The following is a 23,204-nucleotide window of genomic DNA, read 5'->3' as shown; positions in this document are numbered from 1 at the left end:
ACTAATAAAACCAAGTATTAGTAAGATTATTAGAAGTTAGCTTTCTAATAATTTTTTAATTGGAATAGGGTTTGTGGTTGTAACTTAAAACCCTTTTTAATTTCCAAATTTTATTTTCGAGTATCCAAAGATGTGTAAAATCTGCAATACCAATTGTTGTTAATTTTCCGTTTTGTTTTTCTTGAAAGGTGTGTTTCCCTTTTTGAATCGCGCCATATAATTGTCCGTTTTTCTTCATCGGAAAAACTTCTAAAGAATTTTCTACAAGGTTTCTTGCAAAATTATCTGGATTGGGACAAATATTCTCTTTTACAGTTTTAAAAAACTGCTTTTTATTTTGAATGCCACCAACATCATGATAAAACTCAAAATTGTTTGAAATTATTGTTTCTAACTCTTTAAAATTACAGGTGTTAAAAGCATTTTCGAAAATAATACTATCTTTAGATTTTAAGATTTGGTACAATTCAGAATTCTTAGATTCTTGTGCGTTGCTAATAAAGTGAAACAAGAATAGTATAATTGCAATGATTATTTTAATGAGTAGAGAATCTTTAAAAAATTCTAAAAAAGAGTTCATAGTTGATTTGTTTTTTGAAAACTTGAGGCTATTTCTAGCCTCAAGAGATCTTGGTTTGGGTTGATTGAATTTTACTTCTAATTCTTTAGATTGATAAATTAAATTTTTAGTATATAATCAATAGAACTTATTTTTTTGTTTCCTTGAGTTCAGTTGAAAGGTTTATTTTAACTAACTAGTTCTCGACTGCGCTCGAACCGACAAAAATTATTTTTATTTTTTTGAAATACTTCCTCCAGAAGAAGATTTTTTAATTACTTTTTGGGGGTTTCCTTTAAAATCGATATCTCCACCACTTGTAGCTTTTGCTTCTATTTTATCGGTTGCAAAAATGTTTATACCAGCACCACTTGTAGCTTTTACGATTACATTGGCACTTTTTAAATCATAGGCATCTATAGAACTTCCACTGGTGGCACTAGAAGCATGGTTGGTGGTAGTTCCAGCAATGTTAATTTTTGCTCCACTTGTAGCAGCCGTTTCTACACTTTGTGTCTCTATTTCTAAATTTATACCTGCCCCACTTGTAGCTGCAATAGACATTTCTTGCGTTTCAATAACTCCTTTTCCATAAACATGGCTTCCGCTTGTAGCTTTTAAAAGGTTTAAATTTTTGATTGTAACATGTGCTTTTTTGGCTTTTGCTCTCCAAATATTTTTTTCTGAATAAATTTTTAAAATACCATCATTTACTTCTGTAATAATAATGTCGTGTAAATTTTCGTCAGCCTCTATGGTTACTTCGTTTGTGTTTCCTTGTGTGATATATAAATCGATTCCTGTACTTACTTTTATACCAGAAAAGTTTTCGTTTACTTTTCTTTCTTCTGTAACTACATTTCTATTTCCATTAACTTTGTTAAGCATATCTACTCCACAAGAGGTAAATACGGTTGCCAAAAAAAGAATTGCGACGATTTTGTTGATTGTTTTTGTCATGATTATGGTTTGTTTTTAGATTGTAAAAGTCTTTTAATAGACGCTTACAACAAAAGTTTAGTTGCCCAACTGTTATAATTTAAAGCTCAATTGTAACTTAATTTTTTTCTTCTTTTACACAATCTGTGCAGTTTAGAGTGGTTTTGCCCATGGTAAAATACCTATCTAGCATATCTCTATTGCGAATTTTTTCGTTATTTTTAATATTGTAAATAAAGTTTTTTACAGAATTATCGAAATAAATTGTCATATTTTCTGGAATAAAAAGAGTAATATCTATTTCTTCATCTTTCCAAAAGTTGGTAATTTTAGACAAGAAAAAAGCATCTAAAACAACTTCGTTTCCAGTAACTTTATATTTATAATCTATTTTTTCGGCAGTTTTATTTGCCATCATTCTACTTTTTCCACGAGATTCTTTTTGTATAATAATATAGGCTTCGTTAGTAACACTTCTCTTTACATTAACTTCTACATTATTAGAATATGCCACAATTTTATCGTCTATTTCTACCTTATATTTTCGAGAACTTTTTCTTAAGTTGTGTTGGTAATATATGGTATCGTCGTTTTTCATTTTTAAAACCAACGTATCATTAGTACGAATATTTAAGATATCTTTTTCTACAGATTTTCCATAATTTGCATGAGAGGCTCCAAATTCTAAACCAGCAAAAATGATTCCTAATAAAGCAATAATCCAAATTCCTAAAAGTGTTAAAGAAGTTGTTTTGCTAAATTGTTTTACACTGCTAGAAAGTATTCTTAAACCTAATACAAATAAGACTAAAAACGGTATGCCTACAAGTAAAAAAAGAAACAATGTTAATACCCACATAGGTATGGTTGATGCATAGAAAAACTCTGGATATTGTAGCATTTCTTCTCCAAAATTTAAAAATTCTAAGCTCCCTACAGAAAACCCTCCAATAATAAGAGATAAAATAACTGCTGCTGCCACAAATACTAAGATGGCTCCAATAAATTTTCCGATTACTTTTAAAAGTACTAAGAAAATGTTGCCCAATGCGTTTAAAAAATCTTGCAGGCCGTTATTTTTTTTGGTCTTTGCTCTAAAAGTTTTGCTCATTTTTTGTGAAAACTCATTTGCACCATCTTTTATTTTTTCTGATGCTTGGTTTGCAAAAACCGTTACATTTTCGGAAACATTATTAAATTCTTCTCGAATTTTTTTTTCAATATTATCGATGTTTACAGGTTCGCCTTCCATTTGTAATTTTTCGGCAGTTGTTTTTGCTTCAGGCAGTAAAATCCATAAAATAATGTATAAAAATATTCCAAAACCAGCTCCAAAAAACAGTGCTAACAAACCAAGACGAATCCAAATGGTATCTATGTCGAAATAATGTGCGATTCCAGAAGCGACACCACCTATAAATTTATCGTCTCCATCTCTAAATAATTTTTTTCTAGAGGCATTGTTTCTTTTATAAGAATAGCTAGAATTATCGTAAGCTTCTTCTGCTTCTGCATAGTCTTCTGGCTGACCCATAATGGCAATAATATCGTCGATATCACTTTCGTTAACCACTTGTCTTGCGTCTGTGATTTTTTCTGATAAAAGTTCACTAATTCGTGCTTCTATATCTGCAATAATTTCGTTTTTTCCTTGCGGATCGTCACTTAAAGACCTAGAAATGGATTCTAGATATCTTTTTAATTTCTGATAAGCGGCTTCGTCTATATGGAAGAAAAATCCGCCTAAATTTATATTTATTGTCTTATTCATCTCTAGTTGGTTTTTTGCTGATTACTTGGTTTACTGAATTTATTAAATTGCTCCATGTTTTGTCTAATTCTTTTAAAAACATGCTTCCATTTTCTGTTAAAACGTAGTATTTTCTTGGTGGCCCAGAAGTAGATTCTTCCCATCTATAGGTTAACAAACCCGCGTTTTTTAAACGTGTTAATAATGGATAAATGGTCCCTTCAACCACAATCATTTCTGCACCTTTTAGTGTCGAAAGAATTTCAGAAGTATAAGCATCGCCTTTTTTTAAGATGGACAATATGCAATATTCTAAAACACCTTTTCGCATTTGTGCTTTTGTGTTTTCTATCTTCATGTTTTTGTTGGTTGAGTTCCTAGTTGAACGCTTTCTACGAAAGAGAAACTTAGGAAGTTAATTTTTGTATGTATTTTGTGCTTATTCATTTTTTATTTTACAAATTTTATGGTAAAAGGGTATTTGTAATTCTCACCATCTTTGGCTTTTAAAGAAGCTATAATTACCAGAGCAATTCCTATCAAGTAAATAATGCCTGCAATAGATCCTAAACTTATAAAACCAAAAAGATTATCGAAATTTAAATGGATGTCTATATTGTTAAAGTCTCGAAAATTTCTAAAAATAGAGCCAAATGCAAAGGGTACAAATGCAATGCTTATGATAAAAACATATAAAGTGTAACTGATGTTAAAATTTACAGCTTCTTTCCCTTGTTCGTCTAAATAAAGGCTTCTATCTTTTAAAGTTTGCCATGCAATTAATGGTGCCACTATATTTCCAAAAGGAAACATAAAACCTGCAAAGGCAGATAAATGTATTAATAAAGCGTTGGTATTTTCGTTGTTTTGTTTCATTTTATTAAATCTATATAATACTTTCTTATGCAAATATATGTCTTTAAAAAGGTATTATGCAATGCATAGTACTATAATTAACATTTTATTAACATTTAGCGAAATGTGTTTTTTAAACCAAATACGAGCTGTAACATTTGCTATTGTTGAGTTTTTTATTATTTAATTTTAAGTATATTGTACTCCGAAATAATTTCAACAAAAAATAATTATTTCTTTAAATTTTAAAATAGAAATGAAATTTACTCCACGAAAAGTAAACTTTTTTAACCTAGTAAAACTCCCTTTGGCTTATTTTGGAGGCGTAAGAGTGCGTTCGATTACAAATACAGAAGTTGTTGTTTCTATAAAATACAAATGGCTGAATCAAAATCCGTTTAAAAGTATGTTTTGGGCGGCACAAGGAATGGCTGCAGAAATGCCAACTGGTATTTTAGTGATGAAAGCAATTTACGATTCTAAACGAAAAGTGTCGATGCTGGTTACGTATCAAGAAGCAGATTTTTATAAAAAAGCCACTGGTAAAATAATATTTACTTGTAAAGGAGGAAATGAAATTAGAAACGCAATTAAAGCCTCTATTAAAACAGGAGAAGGCCAAATGGTTATTTTAACTTCCGAAGGAAAAAACGAAGATGGAGTAGTGGTTTCTAAGTTTCAATTTCATTGGAGTGTAAGAGTAAAAAAATAAATCTTATAAAGTTTTGTAACATTTTTATAATTTTATACTCTTACATTAAATGTTTCACTATAAATAACTAAAATTATGTATCAAGATAGAATACCTCAAAATTCTTCAAAATATAGCAGCGGAAAAAATGCTCACGAAATAGATTACCAGATTTTTGGTGAAGAAATGCAATTTGTAGAAATAGAATTAGATCCACAAGAAGGTGTTGTTGCAGAAGCTGGTACTTTTATGATGATGGACGATCAAATAGGAATGAATACTATTTTTGGAGATGGCTCTAATCAAGAAAAAGGACTTTTAGGAAAGATATTTTCTGCAGGAAAGCGAATTTTAACTGGCGAAAGCTTATTTATGACGGTTTTTACGAATAATGGCGTAGGAAAAAAACAAGTTTCGTTTGCGTCTCCTTATCCAGGTAAAATTATTCCTATTGATTTAACAGAGTTTGGCGGAAAATTTATTTGCCAAAAAGATGCCTTTTTATGTGCAGCAAAAGGGGTTTCAATTGGTATTGAGTTTTCAAAAAAATTAGGAAGAGGTCTGTTTGGTGGCGAAGGATTTATTATGCAAAAAATGGAAGGTGATGGTTTGGGTTTTATTCATGCTGGCGGAACTATGGCGAAAAAAATACTAAAACCTGGAGAGGTTTTAAAAGTAGATACAGGTTGTATTGTAGGTTTTACAAAAGAAGTAGATTATGATATAGAATTTGTAGGTGGTATTAAAAATACTATTTTCGGTGGCGAAGGTTTATTTTTCGCAACTTTACGAGGTCCTGGAACGGTTTATATACAATCTTTACCATTTAGTAGGTTAGCAGGAAGAGTTTTAGCAATGGCACCAAGAACTGGAGGTGGTAAAAGAGGAGAAGGAAGTGTTTTAGGTGGAATTGGAGATCTTTTAGACGGTGACAATCGTTTTTAGTAAATTATAAAAAATAATAAGAGGCAGTCACAAAAGTAAATTTAACTGTTATTTTTGAGCACCACTAAAATCAAAATATATTTTGATTGAAGGTAGCTAACGAAGTTATCTAAAAATCTAAAATATTGAAATTCAATAAATAAGATTTCTCTATTACAGTCGAAATGATAAATTTTAATATGCTTTAAAAGAAAATTATTTGTTTTCTGTCTCCTTTTCTTTAATCTCTTTTATATATTTATCTAAACGTTTTCCGTAAGTAGAATTTTTAACGTCTTCGGATAATGAATTATTGATGGTATCTAATAATTTGATATTTGCATCGTACAATTCTGTTAAAGCAATATAAGGTGCAACTTCAAAATTTGCATTGGTAACTGCAAAGTTGGTGGTATATAAATACCTTCTTTTAATCATATTTTGGTAGTCTTTTTCTAGTTTTTCTAGCAAACTTTTATTGTTCTCTTTTCTTGCATCAAACTCTTTTTTAACAAATTCTAAGCTTTGACTTTGGAATTTCGAATTTATTTTCATGTAGTCGTTAAGAATCAATTGGTTTTTAGAGCCCGTAATTTCTGGGTTAAAGCCAAATAACTCGATATTGTCTTTGATTGTAATGGTACCTTTATTTCCAAAAAATAAAATTCTTTTATTGGTTACATTTCCATTAAAAGTTAAATAGTAGATTTCTGGAGATGCTACATTGTCTGTTAATCTAAAATTTCCATCGCCAAAAACGGTTATAGAATCTACAGAAACTAGCACAGTGTCTTGCATTTTTTGCAGATATAAAGTTCCTTTTTTTAAGCCTTTAATATTTCCTTCAACAATCATGTTCCCGTCTTTTTTAGAGGAACATGCAATGGCTAAAATAGCGACTAAAATGAATCCAATTATTTTCTTCATAATATTAAAATTTTGCGATTGCAAAGATGCTTTATTTTTTTAAATGTTTGCAACTAATTCCATTAAAATTGTACATAAAATTGCACCAACTGTTCCAATTGCATATCCAAAAACGGCTAATAAAACCCCTACAGTCGCCAAAGAAGGATGAAAAGCTTGTGCTACAATTGGGGCAGAAGCTGCACCCCCAACGTTTGCTTGACTTCCAACCGCTAAAAAGAAATAAGGTGCTCTAATTAGTTTGGCAATTAAGACGAGCAATCCTGCATGAATGCTCATCCAAACGAAACCAATGGCAATTAAACCCGGATTGTCAAAAATCATTTTTAAATCCATTTTCATACCAATTGTTGCCACTAAAATGTAAATAAAAACACTCCCTAATTTACTAGCACCTGCACCTTCGTAATTTTTTGCTTTTGTATATGATAACAAAATTGCTACAATTGTAGAAATGCTAATTAACCAGAAAAAACTCGAGCCTAAAAACGAAAAGATATTTCGCCAAGTTTGCGAATCCATAGAGGCTACAAAATCGCCAAAGAATGTTCCTAAGTATTTTGCAGAAAAATGCCCAAAACCTACAGTTCCAAAGGCGATGGCGAGCATAATCATTAAATCTGTTAAAGTTGGATTTCTTTTTACTTTTCGTGCAAAAGAAGACACTTTTTCTTTCAGTTCTTCAATTGCAGTAGTGTCGGCTTTTAACCATTTGTTAATTTTGTTTTTTCTACCAATTCCTATTAGTAAAACAGCCATCCAAACATTGGCTATTACAATATCTACAAAAACCATTCCTCCGTATTTTGCAGGATTGTATTTGTAAATTTCTAACATGGCAGTTTGGTTTGCTCCACCACCAATCCAACTTCCTGCTAAGGTAGAAAGTCCTCTCCAAACTGCATCGAAACCAGCACCTCCAACCGTTTCTGGAGAGCATATAGAAATTAAAAGAATGGCAAGAGGGCCACCAATAATTATGCCTACAGTTCCTGTAAAAAACATAATTAATGCTTTAGAACCCAAGTTAAAAATAGCTTTTAAGTCGATACTTAAAGTCATTAAAACCAATGCAGCTGGTAATAAAAAACGACTTGCAATAAAATATAGTTGCGAGCCACCACTTACAATTTCTCCTGTTGCTCTCGTGGTTTCCCATTCTGGAGCAATAATGCCAATTGTGGTAAAAACAGCAGGTAAAAAGTACGCCATAAATAAACCTGGAACAATTTTGTAAAACTTCGGCCAAAAACCAGTTTTTATACTTTCGGTATAAAAAACAAACCCTAAAGAGAGCATTAAAATGCCAAAAACAATGGCGTCGTTTGTAAAAATGGGTTTCATAATTAGTTTGTTTTTTTAGAAAAATTGGTGTTTAAAATAATACCTAATTGTACCCTTTTTAAAACTTTAGTTGGAAGTTTAATTTGAAAATACCCCATTTTTAATTTAATATTGTTGTTTAATTTGTGTAAGAATCCAGCGCCTGTCCAGTTTTGAACAAATCTTTTAGATCTATTTAAATTTAAAAATATTTCATTAAAAGCATATACACTCCAAGTTTTAGAAAATGGATAGCTAATATTTAAGTCGTAACGAATCCAATTTTGAAACTCATCTATTACGATATTTTTATGAATAAAACGTTGTTCGAGCCTAACACGATGTTTGGCATTAAATTTACCCCATTTCGAATTTAAATTTAAATCTTCATAAAAACGATACTCATATAAATTTGCAGAAGAAGTATCGTACGCCAAGTCTCCTGTAGCGTAACTAAGCCCTAAAGTTACATTGGTTTTTGGGGTAAAAGTATAATTAAGACCTAATCTATAAATTTCTTGTTGAAACTCACTGGCAAGTTCGTAATATCTAAAGTGTGCCATCGTTTTTAAAGAATATTTTTCTGATAATTTATGAGAACCATTATACATATACCAAGCTCCTAATTGATTTTCGGCCAGTTTTTGTGCCTGAGTTTTATACGCTATAAAACTCAAACACAATACAATAATTATTTTACGCATATTTTAGTTTGTTGAATATATTTTAGTTTCCTTGAAAGGAGAAATTTTAATGTTTTCGGTTGCTGATTTATATTTTTGCCAATTGTTATTAAAAAAGGCATTGGTTTCGCTTACTACTTTTTTAAATTCTTCTTTAAATTGATGCATTAGAACAGTTTCTGTTGAAGTTTGCTCTCCAAATCGAGAACGAATATAACTACTTGCTTTGTAAAAACGTTGATTTACGGTAACTTCTGGGTTTCTGGTAATTCCTTGTCTTTTATCAATAGAACCTAAGAATTTAGAAATTAAAGTATCAATTTTTTTTATGATTTCTGTAGATGCTTTTATTTCTTCTTTGTATTTCTTTTTGTCTTCTTTTGATAAATTTGTTTTTATAGAAGTTGCTGTATTTTTACTTTCTACTAATTGTTCTACAACATTTGCGATTTTTTCTTGATATTTTTCTAATGCTTTACTCGCATTGTATTTTTGGTTGATGGCTGTTTCGGAAATTTGTAACCTCGGGTCGAATTCAACTTTAATATTTTGTTCAGAAACTTCATTTCCATAGGTCATTTTTAAACGATACGTTCCTGGTTTTACACTTACTCCTGCAGGTTCTCTTTTCGATTTGTTAATTTTTCGGGAAGCTCTAGCAACGCCTTTTTCTCTTAAAAACCAAGTAGTTTTATGAATGCCACTTTCTTTTGGTGCTTTAAATTTTAGTGTTCTAATTTGACGAGCACCATCAAAAATTTCTAATTTAATGGAGTCGAATTTAACATTATTAGATTTCTCGGCTTCGCTCGAAATGACATTATCGTCTTTCTTATCTCGTTTCTTGTCTCTTTTTTCTTTCTTATTTACTTCAGGTTTATCGATATAATAAGAAATCATTGCGCCTCTTTTTCTGTTTTCTCCTTGATACATTGCATCTGCTCCAAATCTACTTCCTGTTGGTTGTTGAGATGCTGCTTGGTATGCAGTTGGTGGTTGAAATAAGTGTAACTTTTTAGCATTAAAACTTTGTTTTGCGATAGCTCTTAAGGGACGAATATCATCTAAAACCCATGCTGCACGCCCAAAAGTTCCGATTACTAAATCGTGTTCTCTTGGGTGAATTATTAAGTCTTTTACAGGAACTGTAGGGAAACCATTAGTCCATTTGATCCATTTATTTCCTGCATCAATAGAAATGTATAAACCATCATCTGTTCCTAAAAATAGTAGATTTTTATTTTCTGGATCTTCAATAATACAAAGTGTATAACTTTGCACATCATTTTCATCAACAATACGCTCCCAAGTTTTTCCGTAGTTTTTGGTTCTATAGGCGTAAGGAGTGTAGTTAAAACGTCTATAATCATTGGCAACTAAAAGTGCTTCGCCTTTGTTTTTATTGGATGCTTTTATTTGAGTAATCCAACTAAATTCTGGCAAACCTTTAATGTTTTTGGCAACGTTTGTCCAAGATTTGCCTCCATTTTTTGTAATATGAACTTGACCATCATCAGTAGCAGCCCATAAAACATCTTTTTCTAAAGGTGTTGGTTCAATTACTAAAATGGTACAATGGTTTTCGGCACCAGTTGCATCCATCGTTAAACCACCACTTTCGCTTTGTTTTAATTTTTCTGGATTGTTGGTCGATAAATCTGGCGAAATAACCGTCCAGGTTAACCCTTTATCGGTCGATTTATGCACAAACTGGCTTCCGAAGTATAACGTTGAATGATCAAAAGGATCGATATTTATAGCAGCATTCCAATTGAAACGTAATTTTACATTTGGGTCTTTATGGGTTGGTTGCACCCCGTAATTATTTCCTGTTAAATAATCGAAACGCGAAACATAACCTTGCTGGCTCATCGTCCATCCATATCTAGAATCATCTTTATCTGGAACAACATCAAAACCATCGCCAAAACTAATTTCTTGCCAATACGAATTACGAATTCCTTGAGCCTTCCATACATAAGCGGGACCTCTCCAGGAGCCATTGTCTTGCATTCCCCCATAAACGTTATACGGAAATTCGTTATCTACATTAATATGATAAAATTGTGCGACAGGAATGTTTCCTATAAAACGCCAAGATTTGCCACCATCTTTGGTAATATTTAAACCTCCATCATTTCCATCAATCATAAATTTTCCGTTATTTGGATGAATCCACCATGCATGATGGTCTGGATGCACTCCATTATCTACACCATAAGCAGGCATTAATTGCTTAAAGTTTTTGCCACCATCTTGCGAAACGTTTACGTAAGTAAAAATAGTATATACTCTGTTTTCGTTTTGTGGATCTACATAAATTTCTGAATAATAAAATGGGCGGTTTCCAATACCGGGTTTATCGTTTATTTTTTTCCATTTAAAACCACCATCTTCACTTTTATACAATGCATTTTTTTTTGCTTCGACCAAAGCGTAAATAATGTTTTGTTCACTAGGTGCAATAGCAACTCCAATTCTGCCCAATTCTCCTTTAGGAAAACCTTCTTTTTCGGTAATTTTTTTCCAATGATCTCCACCATCGTGTGTAATATACAATCCACTTCCTTCGCCACCAGATTTAAAAAACCAAGGATCGCGTTTGTGCTCCCACATAGCTGCGATTATTTTATTCGGATTTTTTGGATCCATAATTAAATCTGCTGCTCCAGATCGAATGTTTGTAAAGAGTATTTGTTTCCAAGTTTTTCCACCATCAGTAGTTTTATAAACTCCACGCTCTTTGTGTTCGCCCCAAGGAGAACCAATAGCACCAACATAAACCACATTGGGGTTTGTAGGATCTATAATAACTCTATGAATATGGCGTGTTTTTTCTAGACCCATTGCTTTCCACGTTTTTCCGGCATCTAAAGATTTGTAAATTCCGAAACCACCATTTAAACTATTTCTCGGATTTCCTTCTCCTGTTCCTGCCCAAATGACACTTGGGTTCGATTGCTGTATGGCAACTGCACCAATAGAAGCGGTTAATTCTTTTTCGAAAATGGGTTTCCATTTAACGCCCCCAGAAGTAGATTTCCAGATTCCACCAGAAGCTGTTCCAACGTACATAATTTCTGGGTTAGATGCTACAACATCGATGGAAGTTACACGTCCAGACATGCCTCCAGGGCCAATATTTCTGGGTTTCATATCTTTTGCCAAATCCATAGAAAACTCTTGTGAAAAGAGGAGAGAGGTGCTGCATAAAAAAAGCAGTATGATTAGTTTTTTCATTATTGTAAGTTTGTCTAAATTTTTATAATAGGGAACAATATACAAAATAGAAAACGCTCGATAATAATTGAGCGTTTATTTTAACAATAAAATTATTTTGAATATCCTATGATTTTTTTTTGACTGAATTGTACCTACAAGGTTTTAGAAACCTTGCAGGAGCTTTAATAATCGTTTAGAATGTCATTCCGAATGAAGTGATAGAGGAGTCTTTGCATGAAGAGATTTCTCCGCAAGGTCGAAATGACATTACAAGTTTAGAATGACATTGTTTTGTCATTCCGAGTGAAGTGATAGTAAAACCGAGGAATCTTTGTATTGTAAGATTTCTCCACAAGGTCGAAATGACATTACAAGTTTGAAATGACATTATTTTGTCATTCCGAGTGAAGCCATAGCGAAACCGAGGAATCTTTGTATTGTAAGATTTCTCCACAAGGTCGAAATGACATTACAAGTTTGGAATGACATTTTTTTGTCATTCCGAGTGGAGTGATAGCGAAATTGAGGAATCTTTGTATTGTAAGATTTCTCCACAAGGTCGAAATGACATTACAAGTTTGAAATGACATTTAAGTTTAATTTTTAATTCTTAATTGTTATTTATACCTACAAGGTTTTAGAAACCTTGCAGGACGTTTTTTTTAAACCTTGCAGGAATTTTACCAAACATTTTCAACCATTAAAATAAAGAATTTCAACAAAAAAAACTCACAACTTGCATTGTGAGTTTTTACCAAATATATTTTAGACTAAGAATTGCTAAAATTCTTAAATTTAATTCATTTTTAAAATTGCTCTCTTCCAGAAAAATGGAAATTTCCTTCGATTACAGCATTTTTATCAGAATCTGAACCATGTACAGCATTTTCTCCCATAGAAGTTGCATACATTTTTCTAATGGTTCCTTCAGCAGCATCAGCAGGATTGGTAGCACCAATTAAAGTTCTAAAATCTTCTACCGCATTTTCTTTTTCTAAGATTGCAGCTACAATTGGTCCACGAGTCATAAACTCTACTAATTCTCCAAAAAACGGACGCTCTTTATGTACTGCATAAAAAGTTTCAGCATCTGCTTTTGTCATTTGCGTCTTTTTTAAAGCTACAATTCTAAAACCTGCTGCATTAATTTTTTCTAAGATTGCTCCAGTGTGTCCGTTTTCTACACCATCTGGCTTAATCATTGTAAATGTTCTATTTGTTGCCATTCTGTTTTTTTTAATTTTCGGCAAAAGTACGGCTTTTATTGTAAAAAACAAGTGTCTAAAATCTTGTATTTATGGGTTGGTTTATTAATTATTCGCGTAAAAAATGATTTGTAAATGAGAATAAAAATAATTTCTTGAAATACGATTAAATTGTATCTTCGCAAACTATGATTTTAAAAGGTTTAGACGAATTAAAAACATTTCTTGCAAAACCAAGAAATATTGTACTAATAGGACACAGAAATCCAGATGGAGACGCGATGGGTTCTACATTAGCTTTGCATCAATATTTTACAAAGAAAGGCCATAACCCCACTGTTGTTGTTCCTAATGAATATCCAGATTTTTTACATTGGTTACCAGGTTCTAAAGATGTATATCGTTTCGATTGGCAAAACTCACAATCGCAAAGAGCCATTAATAATTCGGATATTATTTTTCTATTAGACTTTAATGCGTTACATAGAGTTGGTTGCGATATGCAAAATACGTTAGAGAAATATCCAAATGATTTTGCGATGATAGATCATCATCAACAACCTGATGATGTAAAATACATGTATTCAGACATAACCATATGTTCTACTTGCCAAATGGTATATCAATTTATTGAAATGAACAACGATTTGGAACTTATAGACAAAGATATTGCTACTTGTTTGTACACTGGTATTATGACAGATACTGGTTCTTTTCGATTTCGTTCTACAACTAGTAAAACACACAGAATTATAGCCGATTTAATTGATAAAGGAGCAGAAAATGATCGAATACACAACAATGTATATGATTCTAATTCGTATAATAGATTGTTATTACTAGGAAAAGCATTAAGTAATTTACAGATTTTACCATCGTATAAAACCGCTTATATTACCTTAACAAATGAAGAAAAGAAACGTTTCGATTTCCAAAAAGGAGATACAGAAGGCGTTGTAAATTATGCACTTTCTTTAAAAGGAATTATTTTTGCAGCTATTTTTATTGAAGATGCAGAACAAAATATTATTAAAATTTCGTTTCGTTCGAAAGGAAATTTCTCTGTAAATAAATTTTCGCGAAACCATTTCGAAGGTGGTGGGCACGACAATGCAGCTGGTGGAAAATCGTATTTAAATATGGCAGAAACCGTTACAAAATTTACATTATTGTTACCTAAATACAAAGAAGAATTAAATGCGTCTTATGAAAATTAAAATGCTTTTACTTTGTGGGGTTATTTTAGGAGCTTGTTCTAAATCGAAACCAAGAAAACCCATCGATCCGAAACCATCTACAACCATTTTTCAAAAAACAATTGAAGAATCTAGACAATTAAACAAGGTAGAAGAAGAAAAAATCGAACAATTAATACAAAAAGATTCTACCCATACCTATACAAACTCTTTAAATGGATTTTGGTACACCTATGTAAAAAAAATCGAAGAAGATAAACCAACCCCCAAAGCAGGAGACATTGCAGTTATAGAATACGATATTCGCAGTTTAAACGATTCAATAATCTACAGTAAAGAAGAATTAGGGGTTAAAAACTATCACGTAGATAAAGAAGATTTTATTTCTGGAATACAAAAGGGAATAAAGTTGATGAAAATCGGAGAAACCATTACATTTGTCGTTCCATCTTATAATGCATTTGGCATTTCTGGAGATGGAAACAAAATAGGAATTAATAAAAGTATAAAAAGTACAGTAACGTTATTAAATATAAATTAAATTAATTAAATTAAAAATGAAAGTAATAAAAATTTTAGCAGCAGTAACTCTTACAGTAACAATGTTTTCTTGCGGAAAACAAATAAAAGAAGTTAAAACCTTAGAAAAAGAAATCGATTCTGTAAGTTATGCCATTGGTTTAAACTTGGCGAATCAATTTAAAGCAAATTTAAAAGAAGTAAATAAAGATGCATTTATTCAAGGATATTTAAACGGAGTAGATTCTACAAATTTATTAATTGAAGCAAAAGACGTTCAAAATATTATAAATACTTATTTAAGAAAAAAGCAAATGGCTCAAATGAAAGAGCAGCAAGAAAAAGCAGCAAAAGAAGCAGCAGTTAAATTTGCAGACAATAAAAAAGCAGGAGAAGACTTTTTAGCAGAAAACAAAACAAAAGAGGGTGTAATAACTACAGATAGTGGTTTACAGTATATTGTTTTGAAAGAAGGCACAGGAGAAAAACCAGCATCAGCAAAAACTAGAGTAAAAGTACATTACCATGGAACCAATTTAGAAGGTAAAGTTTTCGATAGTTCTGTAGATAGAGGAAAACCTTCGGAATTTAATTTAAATCAAGTAATTAAAGGTTGGACAGAAGGTTTACAATTGATGAAAGTTGGTTCTAAATACAAGTTTTTTATTCCTCAAGAGTTAGCTTATGGAGCGCAACAAAAAGGCGAAAACATTAAGCCATTTTCTACTTTAATATTCGAAGTAGAACTTTTAGATATTGTAAAGCAATAATGAAAAATTTTCTATCTATTTTTTCTCTATTTGTTTTACTCGTTTCTTGTGCTAATGAAGAAAAGTATAAAACCCTAAAAGAAGGTGTTTATGCAGAAATACAAACAAATAAAGGCAATATATTATTAGATTTGTATGCCAAAGACGTTCCAATGACGGTTGCCAATTTTGTTTCTTTAGCAGAAGGTACTAATACAAAAGTAACAGATTCTTTCGCAGGAAAACCATATTACAATGGCATTCGTTTTCATAGAGTGGTGCCTAACTTTGTTATTCAAGTAGGCGACCATACAGAAACGAGTACTGGCAACCCAGGGTACGTTTTTGGAGACGAGTTTCCTAAAGATGCTTCTGGAAATTTATTGTACAAACACGATGATGGGGGAATTGTATCTATGGCAAATGGTGGACCCGATGGAAATGGAAGTCAAATTTTTATTACCCACAGATCCATTCCTCATTTAGATGGAAAACACAGTGTTTTTGGAAAAACGATTGTAAATTCTTTACAATTACAAAAATTAAAGAAAAATTTTTCAGATTCTTTAGCACTTTCAAAAGCAATTGACTCTGCACGAATGGCTGTTGTAAATAAAATTGTTCCATTCGATACGATTCATAATATCAAAATAATTAAAATTGGTGCAGAGGCAAAAGATTATAACGCCTCTAAAGTGTTTGATGAAGAATTTGCCAAATTCGAAAAAGCAAAGAAAGAAAAATTAGCAGAACAATCTAAATTAGATGAACAACGATATGCAACTTATTTAGAAGATAAAAAGAAGTTTTTAGCCCAAATGGACGAAGGTAAAGCAACCAAAACAAGCTCTGGTTTGCGAATTCTAAAGTTGAAAAAAACCAATGGAAAAAAGTTGTAGAGAACAAAGAAATTACTGTAGATTATACAATTTATGTAGCAGATGGTAAAAAAATTCAATCTACTTTCGATAAAGGTGGTCAAAAACTTGTTTTTCGGTTAGATGATAAAACAAAACCTATGATTACAGGTTTTAAAGAAGGAGTTTTAACGTTAAGAGAAGGAGAAAAAGCTCGTTTTTTTATTCCTTATTACCTTGCTTTTGGCGAGCAACAATATGGACCATTTCCAGCAAAAGCAGATGTTGTTTTTGAAGTGGAAGTTTTAAAAGTAGGTACATAATTTGCTAGATAGAATTATAAAAATAGATAAAGAAGTTTTAGTTTTCTTAAATAATTTAGGAAACGAACACTGGGATCCTTTTTGGTTGTTTGTAACCAATCAATTCAATTGGACTCCAGTGTTTCTTCTTATGATTTTTTTAATTATAAAATCTTTTGGTTGGAAACGAGGTGGTTTTATGATTTTATCTATGATTGTTTTGGTTGCTTTTTCAGATCAATTTGTAAATTTCATTAAAGATTACACGCAAAGGTTAAGACCCAACAACGACCCAGAAATAGACCATTTATTAAGAACTATAATTAACCCACAAAGTTTTAGTTTTATGTCTGGGCATGCAACCACATCTACATTTTTTACAGTTTACGTAACCTTATTGCTAAAAGGAAAATATAAATACATTGGTTTGCTATTGTTTTTTCCTGTATTGTTTTCTTACAGCCGAATCTATTTAGGCGTACATTTTCCTCTCGATATTTTTTTAGGCATAGCTTTAGGAACCATTTTAGGAAACCTATATTTTACACTCTATAAAAAAATAGATAAAGTTTCTTTTGCTAAATAAAGTTACTGTTATCTGTAGTTACAAACAATTAAAAACAAACTTTACGAAATGAATAAATTGAATTTAATACTTGGAATCTTAATTGGACTTACTTTTCTATCCTGTTCTTCGAATAATGATAATGATTCTAATCTTGATCCGCTTATTGGAATATGGAAACCTATAAAAGAAGTAAAGACCTATGTAGACAATTCTACAAATGATTCTGACTTTTCTTTTTGCCATCAAATGTCGAGATATACTTTTAATGAAGATGGAACATTAAATATTGTGGAATTCGCTAACGATGAAATAAATGGAGATTGTGAAGAAAAAACTAAACCAGTTTTAACATCAGGAAGTTGGGAGAAAAATTCAAATGGAAAATATAGACTTATTACGACTTATACAGACAATCAACAAAGTTATACAGATAATGACATTCCAGACGTATTTGAAATTACAAACAATAATAATACTCTGAAAATTGGATATGATGACAATGAAATAATAAATGGAAAACAGTTAAAGAATTACTATACGGAATTTATACGAATACAATAAAACTGTTTGTAACAAAGTACTGTGGTAAAAAACAAGTAAAAACTCATTAATTTTTTACGAAAGTACTTTTATAATTTTCATCATATATTAATCCTGATTTTGCTATTGCAAAGACCTGTTTTAGTAGTTTATTACAGACTGCGATTAAGGCTAATTTTTTGCTCTTTCCCTTGGCTACGATTCGTTGATAAAGATCTCGACAAGCCTTGTTGTATTTGCACGCATTAAAACTACACATAAACAATAAATTTCTTAGTTTTTGATTCCCTATTTTACTTATTCTCGATCGTCCTTTTACACTACTACCACTTTGTCTAATTGTTGGCGTTAGACCTGCATAACTACACAATTCACTACCACTCGTAAAACGCTCAAATCCATCGGTTAAAACTACTAACATTAAAGAGGTTTTGGGACCAATGCCTGGGATGCTTTTTAAACGTGTTAAAACATCGTTATGAACTTCTTTTACTAAAATTAATAGGTCTTCTTCTATCGTTTTTATTTCTTTCTCAACATGTTTTAAACTGCGTTTTAAAGACCTCACAACAGATTTACTTGGTGTACCTAAAACGGCTTCGCCATGTAATTTATTTTTCAGCATAGTGCTCTGCTTTGTATATGCTGAAAGGGTTCTTGTCATTTGTAAACATTCCAGCTGATGTTTAGAATTGCCTTTCCACAACTTTAATTTAACCTGCTTTGCATACTCACAAATTAGTTTAGAATCGCTCTTATCTGTCTTTATTTTAGACAATTTCATTTGAATAAAACGTTTTACCGATAATGGATTTTCTACCGATAATTTAAAACCTTTTTCTTGTAAATAATAGGCTAATTGGTAATGATAATAACCGGTAGCTTCCATCACGCAATGACTCTTTAAATCTAATAATTTTACAAACTTTTTAAAGCCTGTTAAATTGTTTTTAAACTGGTAATAATTGCCATCTGAATCTGTGACATCAAAAAATAAATGACTGATGTCTATTCCAAAATATTTAATATCTTTATTCATAAATAAATGTTTTTACGAAAGGACATACTACGCGAGTTTCAACGACTTAAAAGCGAGGTCTAAAAGCCTCATAGAACTGTACGAAATCTGTGTAGAAAAGAGAGGGGATTTTCAATGTTGACGAAGTCTATGCTTCTGCGTATATATTAACCTTATTCCTCTCTTTTGTCTTTTCTTAATTATGTTCAAATTTAATGAATTACAAACTTAAGACGTATAAACTTTATTGCTGGCTTTTTGCTTACTTGCGAAAGTCCTCGCGGACTTTCTTGGTCGCTAATTATTTACTAACTTTACTGCTAAACCAACGCAACAAAGCTTATACAACAACGTTGCCATTAATATGACTGAACCAGAAAAACTATGGGAAAAATAACGAATGAAATGGTTGAAAAGTCATTTGAAATCGGAAAAAAGTTTTATAAGAATAAAATATCTCTAAAAGACGGAATAAAAGTTCTGACAGAAATAGGAATGAATGAAAATTCTGCTGTTGATTATGTTTATAATTATTCGAATTTAATTCAAGGAAAACTATTCACTCGTACAACTAATATTTATGGAACTGAATATTCCCTACAAAAAATATATGAAGAAAATGGAATTGATAGACTTCAAAATGCACTTCTGTCTTTATCTCAACATATTGATTATTATGAAGAGAAATCTGGCTCTTCTGTAAAAAAAAGGAAAGAAGTTTATAATCGTTATTTAAAACTTATTAATCAAAAACCGGAAAAGACAATTTATCCTGACGAAGTGGATTCTGAAACTGAATATTCAGAAGGAAAAACAAAAAAAGTTTTAGTGAATAGTTACGAACGAAATCCAATAGCAAGAAAAAAGTGCATTGAACATTTTGGCTTGAACTGTCAAGTTTGCAATTTTAATTTCGAGGAAAAATTTGGAGTTTTAGGAAAAAAATTTATCCACTTTCATCATAAAATAGACATTGCAACAATCGGAAATGAATACTCTGTAAATCCATTAACTGACTTAATTCCTGTTTGTCCGAATTGTCACTCTATGCTTCACAAAAAGAAACCAGCATATTCGATTGAGGAACTGAAAATTATTATGAAATAAAAATACTAATGGCAACAAAGTACTGTGGTAAAAAACAAGTAAAAACTCATTCATTTTTTACGAAAGTACTTTTATAATTTCCATCATATATTAATCTTGATTTTGCTATTGCAAAGATCTGTTTTAGTAGTTTATTGCATACTGCGATTAAGGCTCATTTTTTGCTCTTTCCCTTGGCTACGATTCGTTCATAAAGATCTCGACAAGCCTTGTTAGAATGGCTAGTTTTGTTGGTAACCTGAGTTCGATTAAAATTTAGGCATTTTTTTCTAGTAAAAAAGATAGATTTTCAGTAAATTAAAGTATTGAATTTCAATTTATTAATCTAAAAATCTATCTATGATAATCTACTCTAAAATTACTGAAATTTTCTGTCTTGTTGATGAATTTTGTAAAGAATATGACCAAATAGTAAGTAAACACCTTTTAGGCAATCCATCAAAACGTCCCAGTGTTATGTCAAATAGCGAGGTAATTACCATTACCATTTTGTTTCAGCTTAGTGGTTTTAGGACCTTTAAACACTTTTACGTGTATTACTTGCAAAAGCATATGCAAGATGATTTCCCAGCTACAGTTTCATACAATAGATTTACAGAACTCATGCAGCAAAACCTCATGCCAATGACTTTATTTTTAAAGACATGTTGTTTAGGTAATTCTACGGGTATTTCTTTTGTAGATTCTACACCTGTTAGAGTTTGCAGCCCCAAACGAATTAAGAATAATAAAGTATTTAAAGGCATTGCAACCACTGGAAAATCCACTATAGGATGGTTCCATGGCTTTAAATTGCATATCGTTATAAATGATAAAGGTGAAATCCTAAACTTCTGCATAACCCAAGCTAATGTTGATGATAGAACGCCATTAAAAAAGAAGTCTTTTTTAGATAAAATTTATGGTAAGTTATATGCGGACAAAGGTTATGTTGGAAAAGATTTAATGCAGTTACTTTTTGCTGATGGATTGCATTTAATTACTCATATTAAAAACAATATGAAGAATTCTTTAATGACAATGAGTGATAAAATTTTACTGCGTAAACGCTCTGTTATTGAAACCGTAAATGACGAACTCAAAAATATTTGTCAAATTGAACATTCTAGACATAGAAGTTTTACTAATTTCTTGTCAAACATAATCGCAGGTCTTATTGCATATAGCTTTTTACCAAAAAAACCTGCTATAAAATATCAGACTGTAAAGTCTAATCAGTTGACAATTTATTAATCGAACTCAGGTTGGTACGAATTTAATTGCTTAAACACTCCACTAATCTTATACATAAACGAAAAAAAACACCAAGATTAAGACACCATATTTATTGTAAAACAAATCTTTTACGTCTTTTAGAACGATATATTTAACGCTTTTTATTATTGAAGTACAAGTACTTTGTAGAATGGTAATAAGCAGAAAGTAAACTATCCATTTGCATTGCTCTTGCGAAATTATTTTCTTTAATATTTTTTAATTTTTTAGTTTTTAAATTATACAACCCCGTTGTTTTAGTTACGTTGGTTTTCGAATAATACAAACTATCTTGCAAAAGACCCACTGCAGGTTCGCCATTAATTCTTAAATAAACAAAAGAAGTTGTTTTGGTTTGTGTACTGTCTAACAAATTGTTTCCTAATGTATAATTGGTATAATTTATTTTAGCCAAACTTGCTACTGTTGGAAATAAATCAATCAATTTTCCGTTTTTAGAAATGGTTTTTGGACTTACAAAGTTAGGCGCGTGAATTAAAAAAGGAACATGCTGTAACTGAATATTTAAATCGAATTCTTTTGGGTATAAATTTGTTCTTTTCATAGCGGTATTGTGGTCTCCAAAAAACACAAAAATGGTATTATCGTAATAACCAGCTTTTTTTGTACGTTCTAAAAAACGACCAATATTAAAATCTAAAAAACGCAAAGCATTTAATTGTGCCACAGATTTAAAACCACTTTTTTCTAACAAATCTTTAGAAATTTCGTTGTCTTTTAAGGGTTTGTAAGTTTCTTTTTCATTTGGTACTGTAAAAGGCATGTGGTTAGAAGCAGTTTGAATATAAGCAATAAAGGGCTTTTCTTGTCGATGCAATTTTTGCAGTTCTTTGTCGGCTTCTTTAAACAATTCGTAATCATCAATTCCCCAAACATCGGCTCTTTTCTCGGTTTTGTAGCTTCCTTCTTCGAAGATTTTTAAATTGTTAATGTTTGCTTGAAAAACGCCTCTAATATTTGCCCAATTTGCACTACCACCTAAAAAATACAATTTTTCGTAACCCTTAAATTGATCGAAAATAATTCGCTGATCCTGTATTAATGGGTTTCTAGAAGCTGTTCTAATATTTTCTATATCTGGCAAACCTGTAACACTTGCAAAAACACTGGCGGCTGTTCCAGATTTATGTACATAAAAATTAGGAAAACGCACACTTACTTTCGCTAATGAATCTAAATTGGGTGTCGATTTTATTGGGTTTCCATAAAAACTCATGGGTTTTACGCCTACAGATTCCATCATTACAATAACCACATTTGGTTTTTTAACATAAGTAGTATCAAAAACTACTTTTCTTTCAAAAGAAACACTATCTTTTGGTAAATTTAAGTGTTTGGCAATAACAGGATAATATTTTTTGAACTCCTCCATATCTACACCTTCACTTCTGTAAGCAAAACTATCAAAGAAATACAAAACCGGATTTAATGTAAACTGATTTACAGCATTGTTTTTAGAGAAAAAAGCCTGGCTCCAACGCAAAGGATAATGCGTAAAACTATTGTAAATTCCGAATGAAAGCAATAAAATAGTAGTTACAAAATAAAGTGCTTTCACTTTTTTAGAGCGTTTTTCTTCAACATTAGAAAAACGATTATAAATATATTTCGAAAATTTATAAATAATAAAAACGAGTATTATTAATACAATAATTCCTTTATAAATAGGGTAACTTTCTACCAAAACCTGGCCAGATATTTTTAAATTGGTTAAAAATCGTAGAGACGAAGCATCTAAACGAATGCTTAAATAGTCGTAATAACCAAAATCAAACAGAAAAAAAAGTGTTAGTACTAAATAGGCGATTGATACATAAATTGTAGCAATTTTTTTGTAAACTTTACTTTTAAAAAAACGATAATTTGCAATTAAAATAAGCATCGCCAATGGAAAAAAGTAAGAATGGCTAATTTTATATCAAAACGAAAGCCTAAGAAAAAGGCCCTTTTAACCTCTGCAGTAGAGGCATTTTCTAAAGCTGAAAAAAAACCGTA

At 31.1% G+C, this 23,204-nt stretch carries 23 protein-coding genes and 1 pseudogene; 11 read left to right on the top strand and 13 right to left on the bottom strand.

The window, feature by feature from the left end:
- Nucleotides 1-55: 55 nt before the first annotated feature.
- From JL193_RS02665 to JL193_RS02645, 5 genes are all read right to left on the bottom strand, one after another.
- A complete protein-coding gene (locus tag JL193_RS02665) occupies nt 56-580 on the bottom strand; it encodes a nuclear transport factor 2 family protein (RefSeq protein WP_207972362.1) in 525 nt (174 codons plus the stop codon).
- A gap of 213 nt (nt 581-793) precedes the next feature.
- Entirely contained in the window at nt 794-1,519 is a 726-nt protein-coding gene (locus tag JL193_RS02660; protein WP_243456814.1) for a head GIN domain-containing protein, read from the bottom strand.
- A gap of 97 nt (nt 1,520-1,616) precedes the next feature.
- Entirely contained in the window at nt 1,617-3,269 is a 1,653-nt protein-coding gene (locus JL193_RS02655; RefSeq protein ID WP_207972361.1) for a PspC domain-containing protein, read from the bottom strand.
- Complete coding sequence (locus JL193_RS02650) at nt 3,262-3,606, bottom strand: PadR family transcriptional regulator (protein WP_207972360.1); 345 nt, start codon at nt 3,604-3,606, stop codon at nt 3,262-3,264. The genes JL193_RS02655 and JL193_RS02650 overlap by 8 nt, the downstream gene beginning before the upstream one ends.
- Before the next feature lie 92 nt (nt 3,607-3,698).
- Entirely contained in the window at nt 3,699-4,124 is a 426-nt protein-coding gene (locus JL193_RS02645; RefSeq protein ID WP_207972359.1) for a DUF4870 domain-containing protein, read from the bottom strand.
- A gap of 235 nt (nt 4,125-4,359) precedes the next feature.
- Here JL193_RS02645 and JL193_RS02640 point away from each other — a divergent pair, with 235 nt between their 5' ends.
- Nucleotides 4,360-4,815 (top strand): DUF4442 domain-containing protein, encoded by a 456-nt coding sequence (locus JL193_RS02640; protein ID WP_207972358.1) that lies wholly within the window; start codon nt 4,360-4,362, stop codon nt 4,813-4,815.
- A gap of 75 nt (nt 4,816-4,890) precedes the next feature.
- Nucleotides 4,891-5,739, top strand: coding sequence for a TIGR00266 family protein (locus tag JL193_RS02635; RefSeq protein ID WP_207972357.1), 849 nt, complete (start codon nt 4,891-4,893; stop codon nt 5,737-5,739).
- A gap of 195 nt (nt 5,740-5,934) precedes the next feature.
- On the opposite strand, the gene JL193_RS02630 is transcribed toward JL193_RS02635, so the two are convergent.
- The 5 genes from JL193_RS02630 to JL193_RS02610 all read right to left on the bottom strand — a co-directional run bounded on the left by JL193_RS02630 (nt 5,935) and on the right by JL193_RS02610 (nt 13,099).
- Complete coding sequence (locus tag JL193_RS02630; RefSeq protein ID WP_207972356.1) at nt 5,935-6,645, bottom strand: DUF4369 domain-containing protein; 711 nt, start codon at nt 6,643-6,645, stop codon at nt 5,935-5,937.
- Nucleotides 6,646-6,684: 39 nt separating this feature from the next.
- A complete protein-coding gene (locus tag JL193_RS02625) occupies nt 6,685-7,989 on the bottom strand; it encodes a DUF819 family protein (RefSeq protein WP_207972355.1) in 1,305 nt (434 codons plus the stop codon).
- A 2-nt stretch (nt 7,990-7,991) separates the two neighbouring features.
- Entirely contained in the window at nt 7,992-8,672 is a 681-nt protein-coding gene (locus JL193_RS02620) for a DUF2490 domain-containing protein (protein WP_207972354.1), read from the bottom strand.
- A gap of 3 nt (nt 8,673-8,675) precedes the next feature.
- A complete protein-coding gene (locus JL193_RS02615; protein WP_207972353.1) occupies nt 8,676-11,891 on the bottom strand; it encodes a WD40/YVTN/BNR-like repeat-containing protein in 3,216 nt (1,071 codons plus the stop codon).
- 788 nt (nt 11,892-12,679) lie between these two features.
- Nucleotides 12,680-13,099 carry a nucleoside-diphosphate kinase gene (locus JL193_RS02610; protein WP_207972352.1) on the bottom strand — a complete coding sequence of 140 codons (420 nt, stop codon included), beginning with the start codon at nt 13,097-13,099 and terminating at the stop codon, nt 12,680-12,682.
- A gap of 167 nt (nt 13,100-13,266) precedes the next feature.
- Between JL193_RS02610 and JL193_RS02605 the strand changes: the two genes are divergently transcribed.
- The 7 genes from JL193_RS02605 (at nt 13,267) to JL193_RS02580 (ending at nt 17,830) form a co-directional block, all read left to right on the top strand.
- Nucleotides 13,267-14,295 (top strand): DHH family phosphoesterase, encoded by a 1,029-nt coding sequence (locus JL193_RS02605; protein WP_207972351.1) that lies wholly within the window; start codon nt 13,267-13,269, stop codon nt 14,293-14,295.
- Nucleotides 14,285-14,815, top strand: a complete 531-nt coding sequence (gldI, locus tag JL193_RS02600) for a gliding motility-associated peptidyl-prolyl isomerase GldI (protein WP_243456813.1) — start codon at nt 14,285-14,287, stop codon at nt 14,813-14,815. Before JL193_RS02605 ends, gldI begins: the two co-directional genes overlap by 11 nt.
- A gap of 16 nt (nt 14,816-14,831) precedes the next feature.
- A complete protein-coding gene (gene bamJ / locus JL193_RS02595) occupies nt 14,832-15,563 on the top strand; it encodes a BamJ family beta-barrel-assembly machinery protein (protein ID WP_207972349.1) in 732 nt (243 codons plus the stop codon).
- Nucleotides 15,563-16,441, top strand: a complete 879-nt coding sequence (locus tag JL193_RS02590; protein WP_243456812.1) for a peptidylprolyl isomerase — start codon at nt 15,563-15,565, stop codon at nt 16,439-16,441. Before bamJ ends, JL193_RS02590 begins: the two co-directional genes overlap by 1 nt.
- Before the next feature lie 11 nt (nt 16,442-16,452).
- Nucleotides 16,453-16,722, top strand: coding sequence for an FKBP-type peptidyl-prolyl cis-trans isomerase (locus tag JL193_RS17060; protein WP_367890040.1), 270 nt, complete (start codon nt 16,453-16,455; stop codon nt 16,720-16,722).
- A 1-nt stretch (nt 16,723) separates the two neighbouring features.
- Entirely contained in the window at nt 16,724-17,287 is a 564-nt protein-coding gene (locus JL193_RS02585) for a phosphatase PAP2 family protein (RefSeq protein ID WP_207972348.1), read from the top strand.
- A gap of 228 nt (nt 17,288-17,515) precedes the next feature.
- Nucleotides 17,516-17,830 carry a hypothetical protein gene (locus JL193_RS02580; protein ID WP_207972347.1) on the top strand — a complete coding sequence of 105 codons (315 nt, stop codon included), beginning with the start codon at nt 17,516-17,518 and terminating at the stop codon, nt 17,828-17,830.
- A gap of 46 nt (nt 17,831-17,876) precedes the next feature.
- On the opposite strand, the gene JL193_RS02575 is transcribed toward JL193_RS02580, so the two are convergent.
- Nucleotides 17,877-18,848 (bottom strand): IS110 family RNA-guided transposase, encoded by a 972-nt coding sequence (locus JL193_RS02575; RefSeq protein ID WP_207970637.1) that lies wholly within the window; start codon nt 18,846-18,848, stop codon nt 17,877-17,879.
- Between the two features lie 363 nt (nt 18,849-19,211).
- Here JL193_RS02575 and JL193_RS02570 point away from each other — a divergent pair, with 363 nt between their 5' ends.
- Complete coding sequence (locus JL193_RS02570) at nt 19,212-19,934, top strand: HNH endonuclease (protein WP_207972346.1); 723 nt, start codon at nt 19,212-19,214, stop codon at nt 19,932-19,934.
- 46 nt (nt 19,935-19,980) lie between these two features.
- Here JL193_RS02570 and JL193_RS17055 read toward each other — a convergent pair.
- A pseudogene (locus tag JL193_RS17055) lies at nt 19,981-20,148 on the bottom strand (IS110 family transposase); the annotation flags it as partial.
- A 125-nt stretch (nt 20,149-20,273) separates the two neighbouring features.
- Between JL193_RS17055 and JL193_RS02565 the strand changes: the two are divergent.
- Entirely contained in the window at nt 20,274-21,167 is an 894-nt protein-coding gene (locus tag JL193_RS02565; RefSeq protein WP_207970412.1) for an IS982 family transposase, read from the top strand.
- A 133-nt stretch (nt 21,168-21,300) separates the two neighbouring features.
- Here JL193_RS02565 and JL193_RS02560 read toward each other — a convergent pair whose 3' ends face one another.
- On the bottom strand, nt 21,301-23,091 hold the full coding sequence (locus JL193_RS02560) for an LTA synthase family protein (protein ID WP_243456811.1): 1,791 nt from the start codon (nt 23,089-23,091) through the stop codon (nt 21,301-21,303).
- Nucleotides 23,092-23,204: the final 113 nt, after the last annotated feature.

Origin of the sequence: Polaribacter batillariae (genome assembly GCF_017498485.1) — a bacterium.
GTDB lineage: Bacteria > Bacteroidota > Bacteroidia > Flavobacteriales > Flavobacteriaceae > Polaribacter > Polaribacter batillariae.
Note: the sequence above shows the minus strand (reverse complement) of the source record. Positions and strands in the feature narration are given on the sequence as shown.

Bases quoted from the DNA above. Each gene is read 5' to 3' on its own strand.
- gldI (WP_243456813.1), top strand. From the start codon at position 14,285: ATGAAAATTAAAATGCTTTTACTTTGTGGGGTTATTTTAGGAGCTTGT.
- JL193_RS02660 (WP_243456814.1), bottom strand. From the start codon at position 1,519: ATGACAAAAACAATCAACAAAATCGTCGCAATTCTTTTTTTGGCAACC.
- bamJ (WP_207972349.1), top strand. From the start codon at position 14,832: ATGAAAGTAATAAAAATTTTAGCAGCAGTAACTCTTACAGTAACAATG.
- JL193_RS02605 (WP_207972351.1), top strand. From the start codon at position 13,267: ATGATTTTAAAAGGTTTAGACGAATTAAAAACATTTCTTGCAAAACCA.
- JL193_RS02565 (WP_207970412.1), top strand. From the start codon at position 20,274: ATGATAATCTACTCTAAAATTACTGAAATTTTCTGTCTTGTTGATGAA.
- JL193_RS02610 (WP_207972352.1), bottom strand. From the start codon at position 13,099: ATGGCAACAAATAGAACATTTACAATGATTAAGCCAGATGGTGTAGAA.
- JL193_RS02630 (WP_207972356.1), bottom strand. From the start codon at position 6,645: ATGAAGAAAATAATTGGATTCATTTTAGTCGCTATTTTAGCCATTGCA.
- JL193_RS02590 (WP_243456812.1), top strand. From the start codon at position 15,563: ATGAAAAATTTTCTATCTATTTTTTCTCTATTTGTTTTACTCGTTTCT.
- JL193_RS02635 (WP_207972357.1), top strand. From the start codon at position 4,891: ATGTATCAAGATAGAATACCTCAAAATTCTTCAAAATATAGCAGCGGA.
- JL193_RS02640 (WP_207972358.1), top strand. From the start codon at position 4,360: ATGAAATTTACTCCACGAAAAGTAAACTTTTTTAACCTAGTAAAACTC.
- JL193_RS02665 (WP_207972362.1), bottom strand. From the start codon at position 580: ATGAACTCTTTTTTAGAATTTTTTAAAGATTCTCTACTCATTAAAATA.
- JL193_RS02570 (WP_207972346.1), top strand. From the start codon at position 19,212: ATGGGAAAAATAACGAATGAAATGGTTGAAAAGTCATTTGAAATCGGA.
- JL193_RS02620 (WP_207972354.1), bottom strand. From the start codon at position 8,672: ATGCGTAAAATAATTATTGTATTGTGTTTGAGTTTTATAGCGTATAAA.
- JL193_RS02580 (WP_207972347.1), top strand. From the start codon at position 17,516: ATGTCGAGATATACTTTTAATGAAGATGGAACATTAAATATTGTGGAA.
- JL193_RS02615 (WP_207972353.1), bottom strand. From the start codon at position 11,891: ATGAAAAAACTAATCATACTGCTTTTTTTATGCAGCACCTCTCTCCTC.
- JL193_RS02560 (WP_243456811.1), bottom strand. From the start codon at position 23,091: ATGCTTATTTTAATTGCAAATTATCGTTTTTTTAAAAGTAAAGTTTAC.
- JL193_RS02645 (WP_207972359.1), bottom strand. From the start codon at position 4,124: ATGAAACAAAACAACGAAAATACCAACGCTTTATTAATACATTTATCT.
- JL193_RS02650 (WP_207972360.1), bottom strand. From the start codon at position 3,606: ATGAAGATAGAAAACACAAAAGCACAAATGCGAAAAGGTGTTTTAGAA.
- JL193_RS02625 (WP_207972355.1), bottom strand. From the start codon at position 7,989: ATGAAACCCATTTTTACAAACGACGCCATTGTTTTTGGCATTTTAATG.
- JL193_RS02655 (WP_207972361.1), bottom strand. From the start codon at position 3,269: ATGAATAAGACAATAAATATAAATTTAGGCGGATTTTTCTTCCATATA.
- JL193_RS02575 (WP_207970637.1), bottom strand. From the start codon at position 18,848: ATGAATAAAGATATTAAATATTTTGGAATAGACATCAGTCATTTATTT.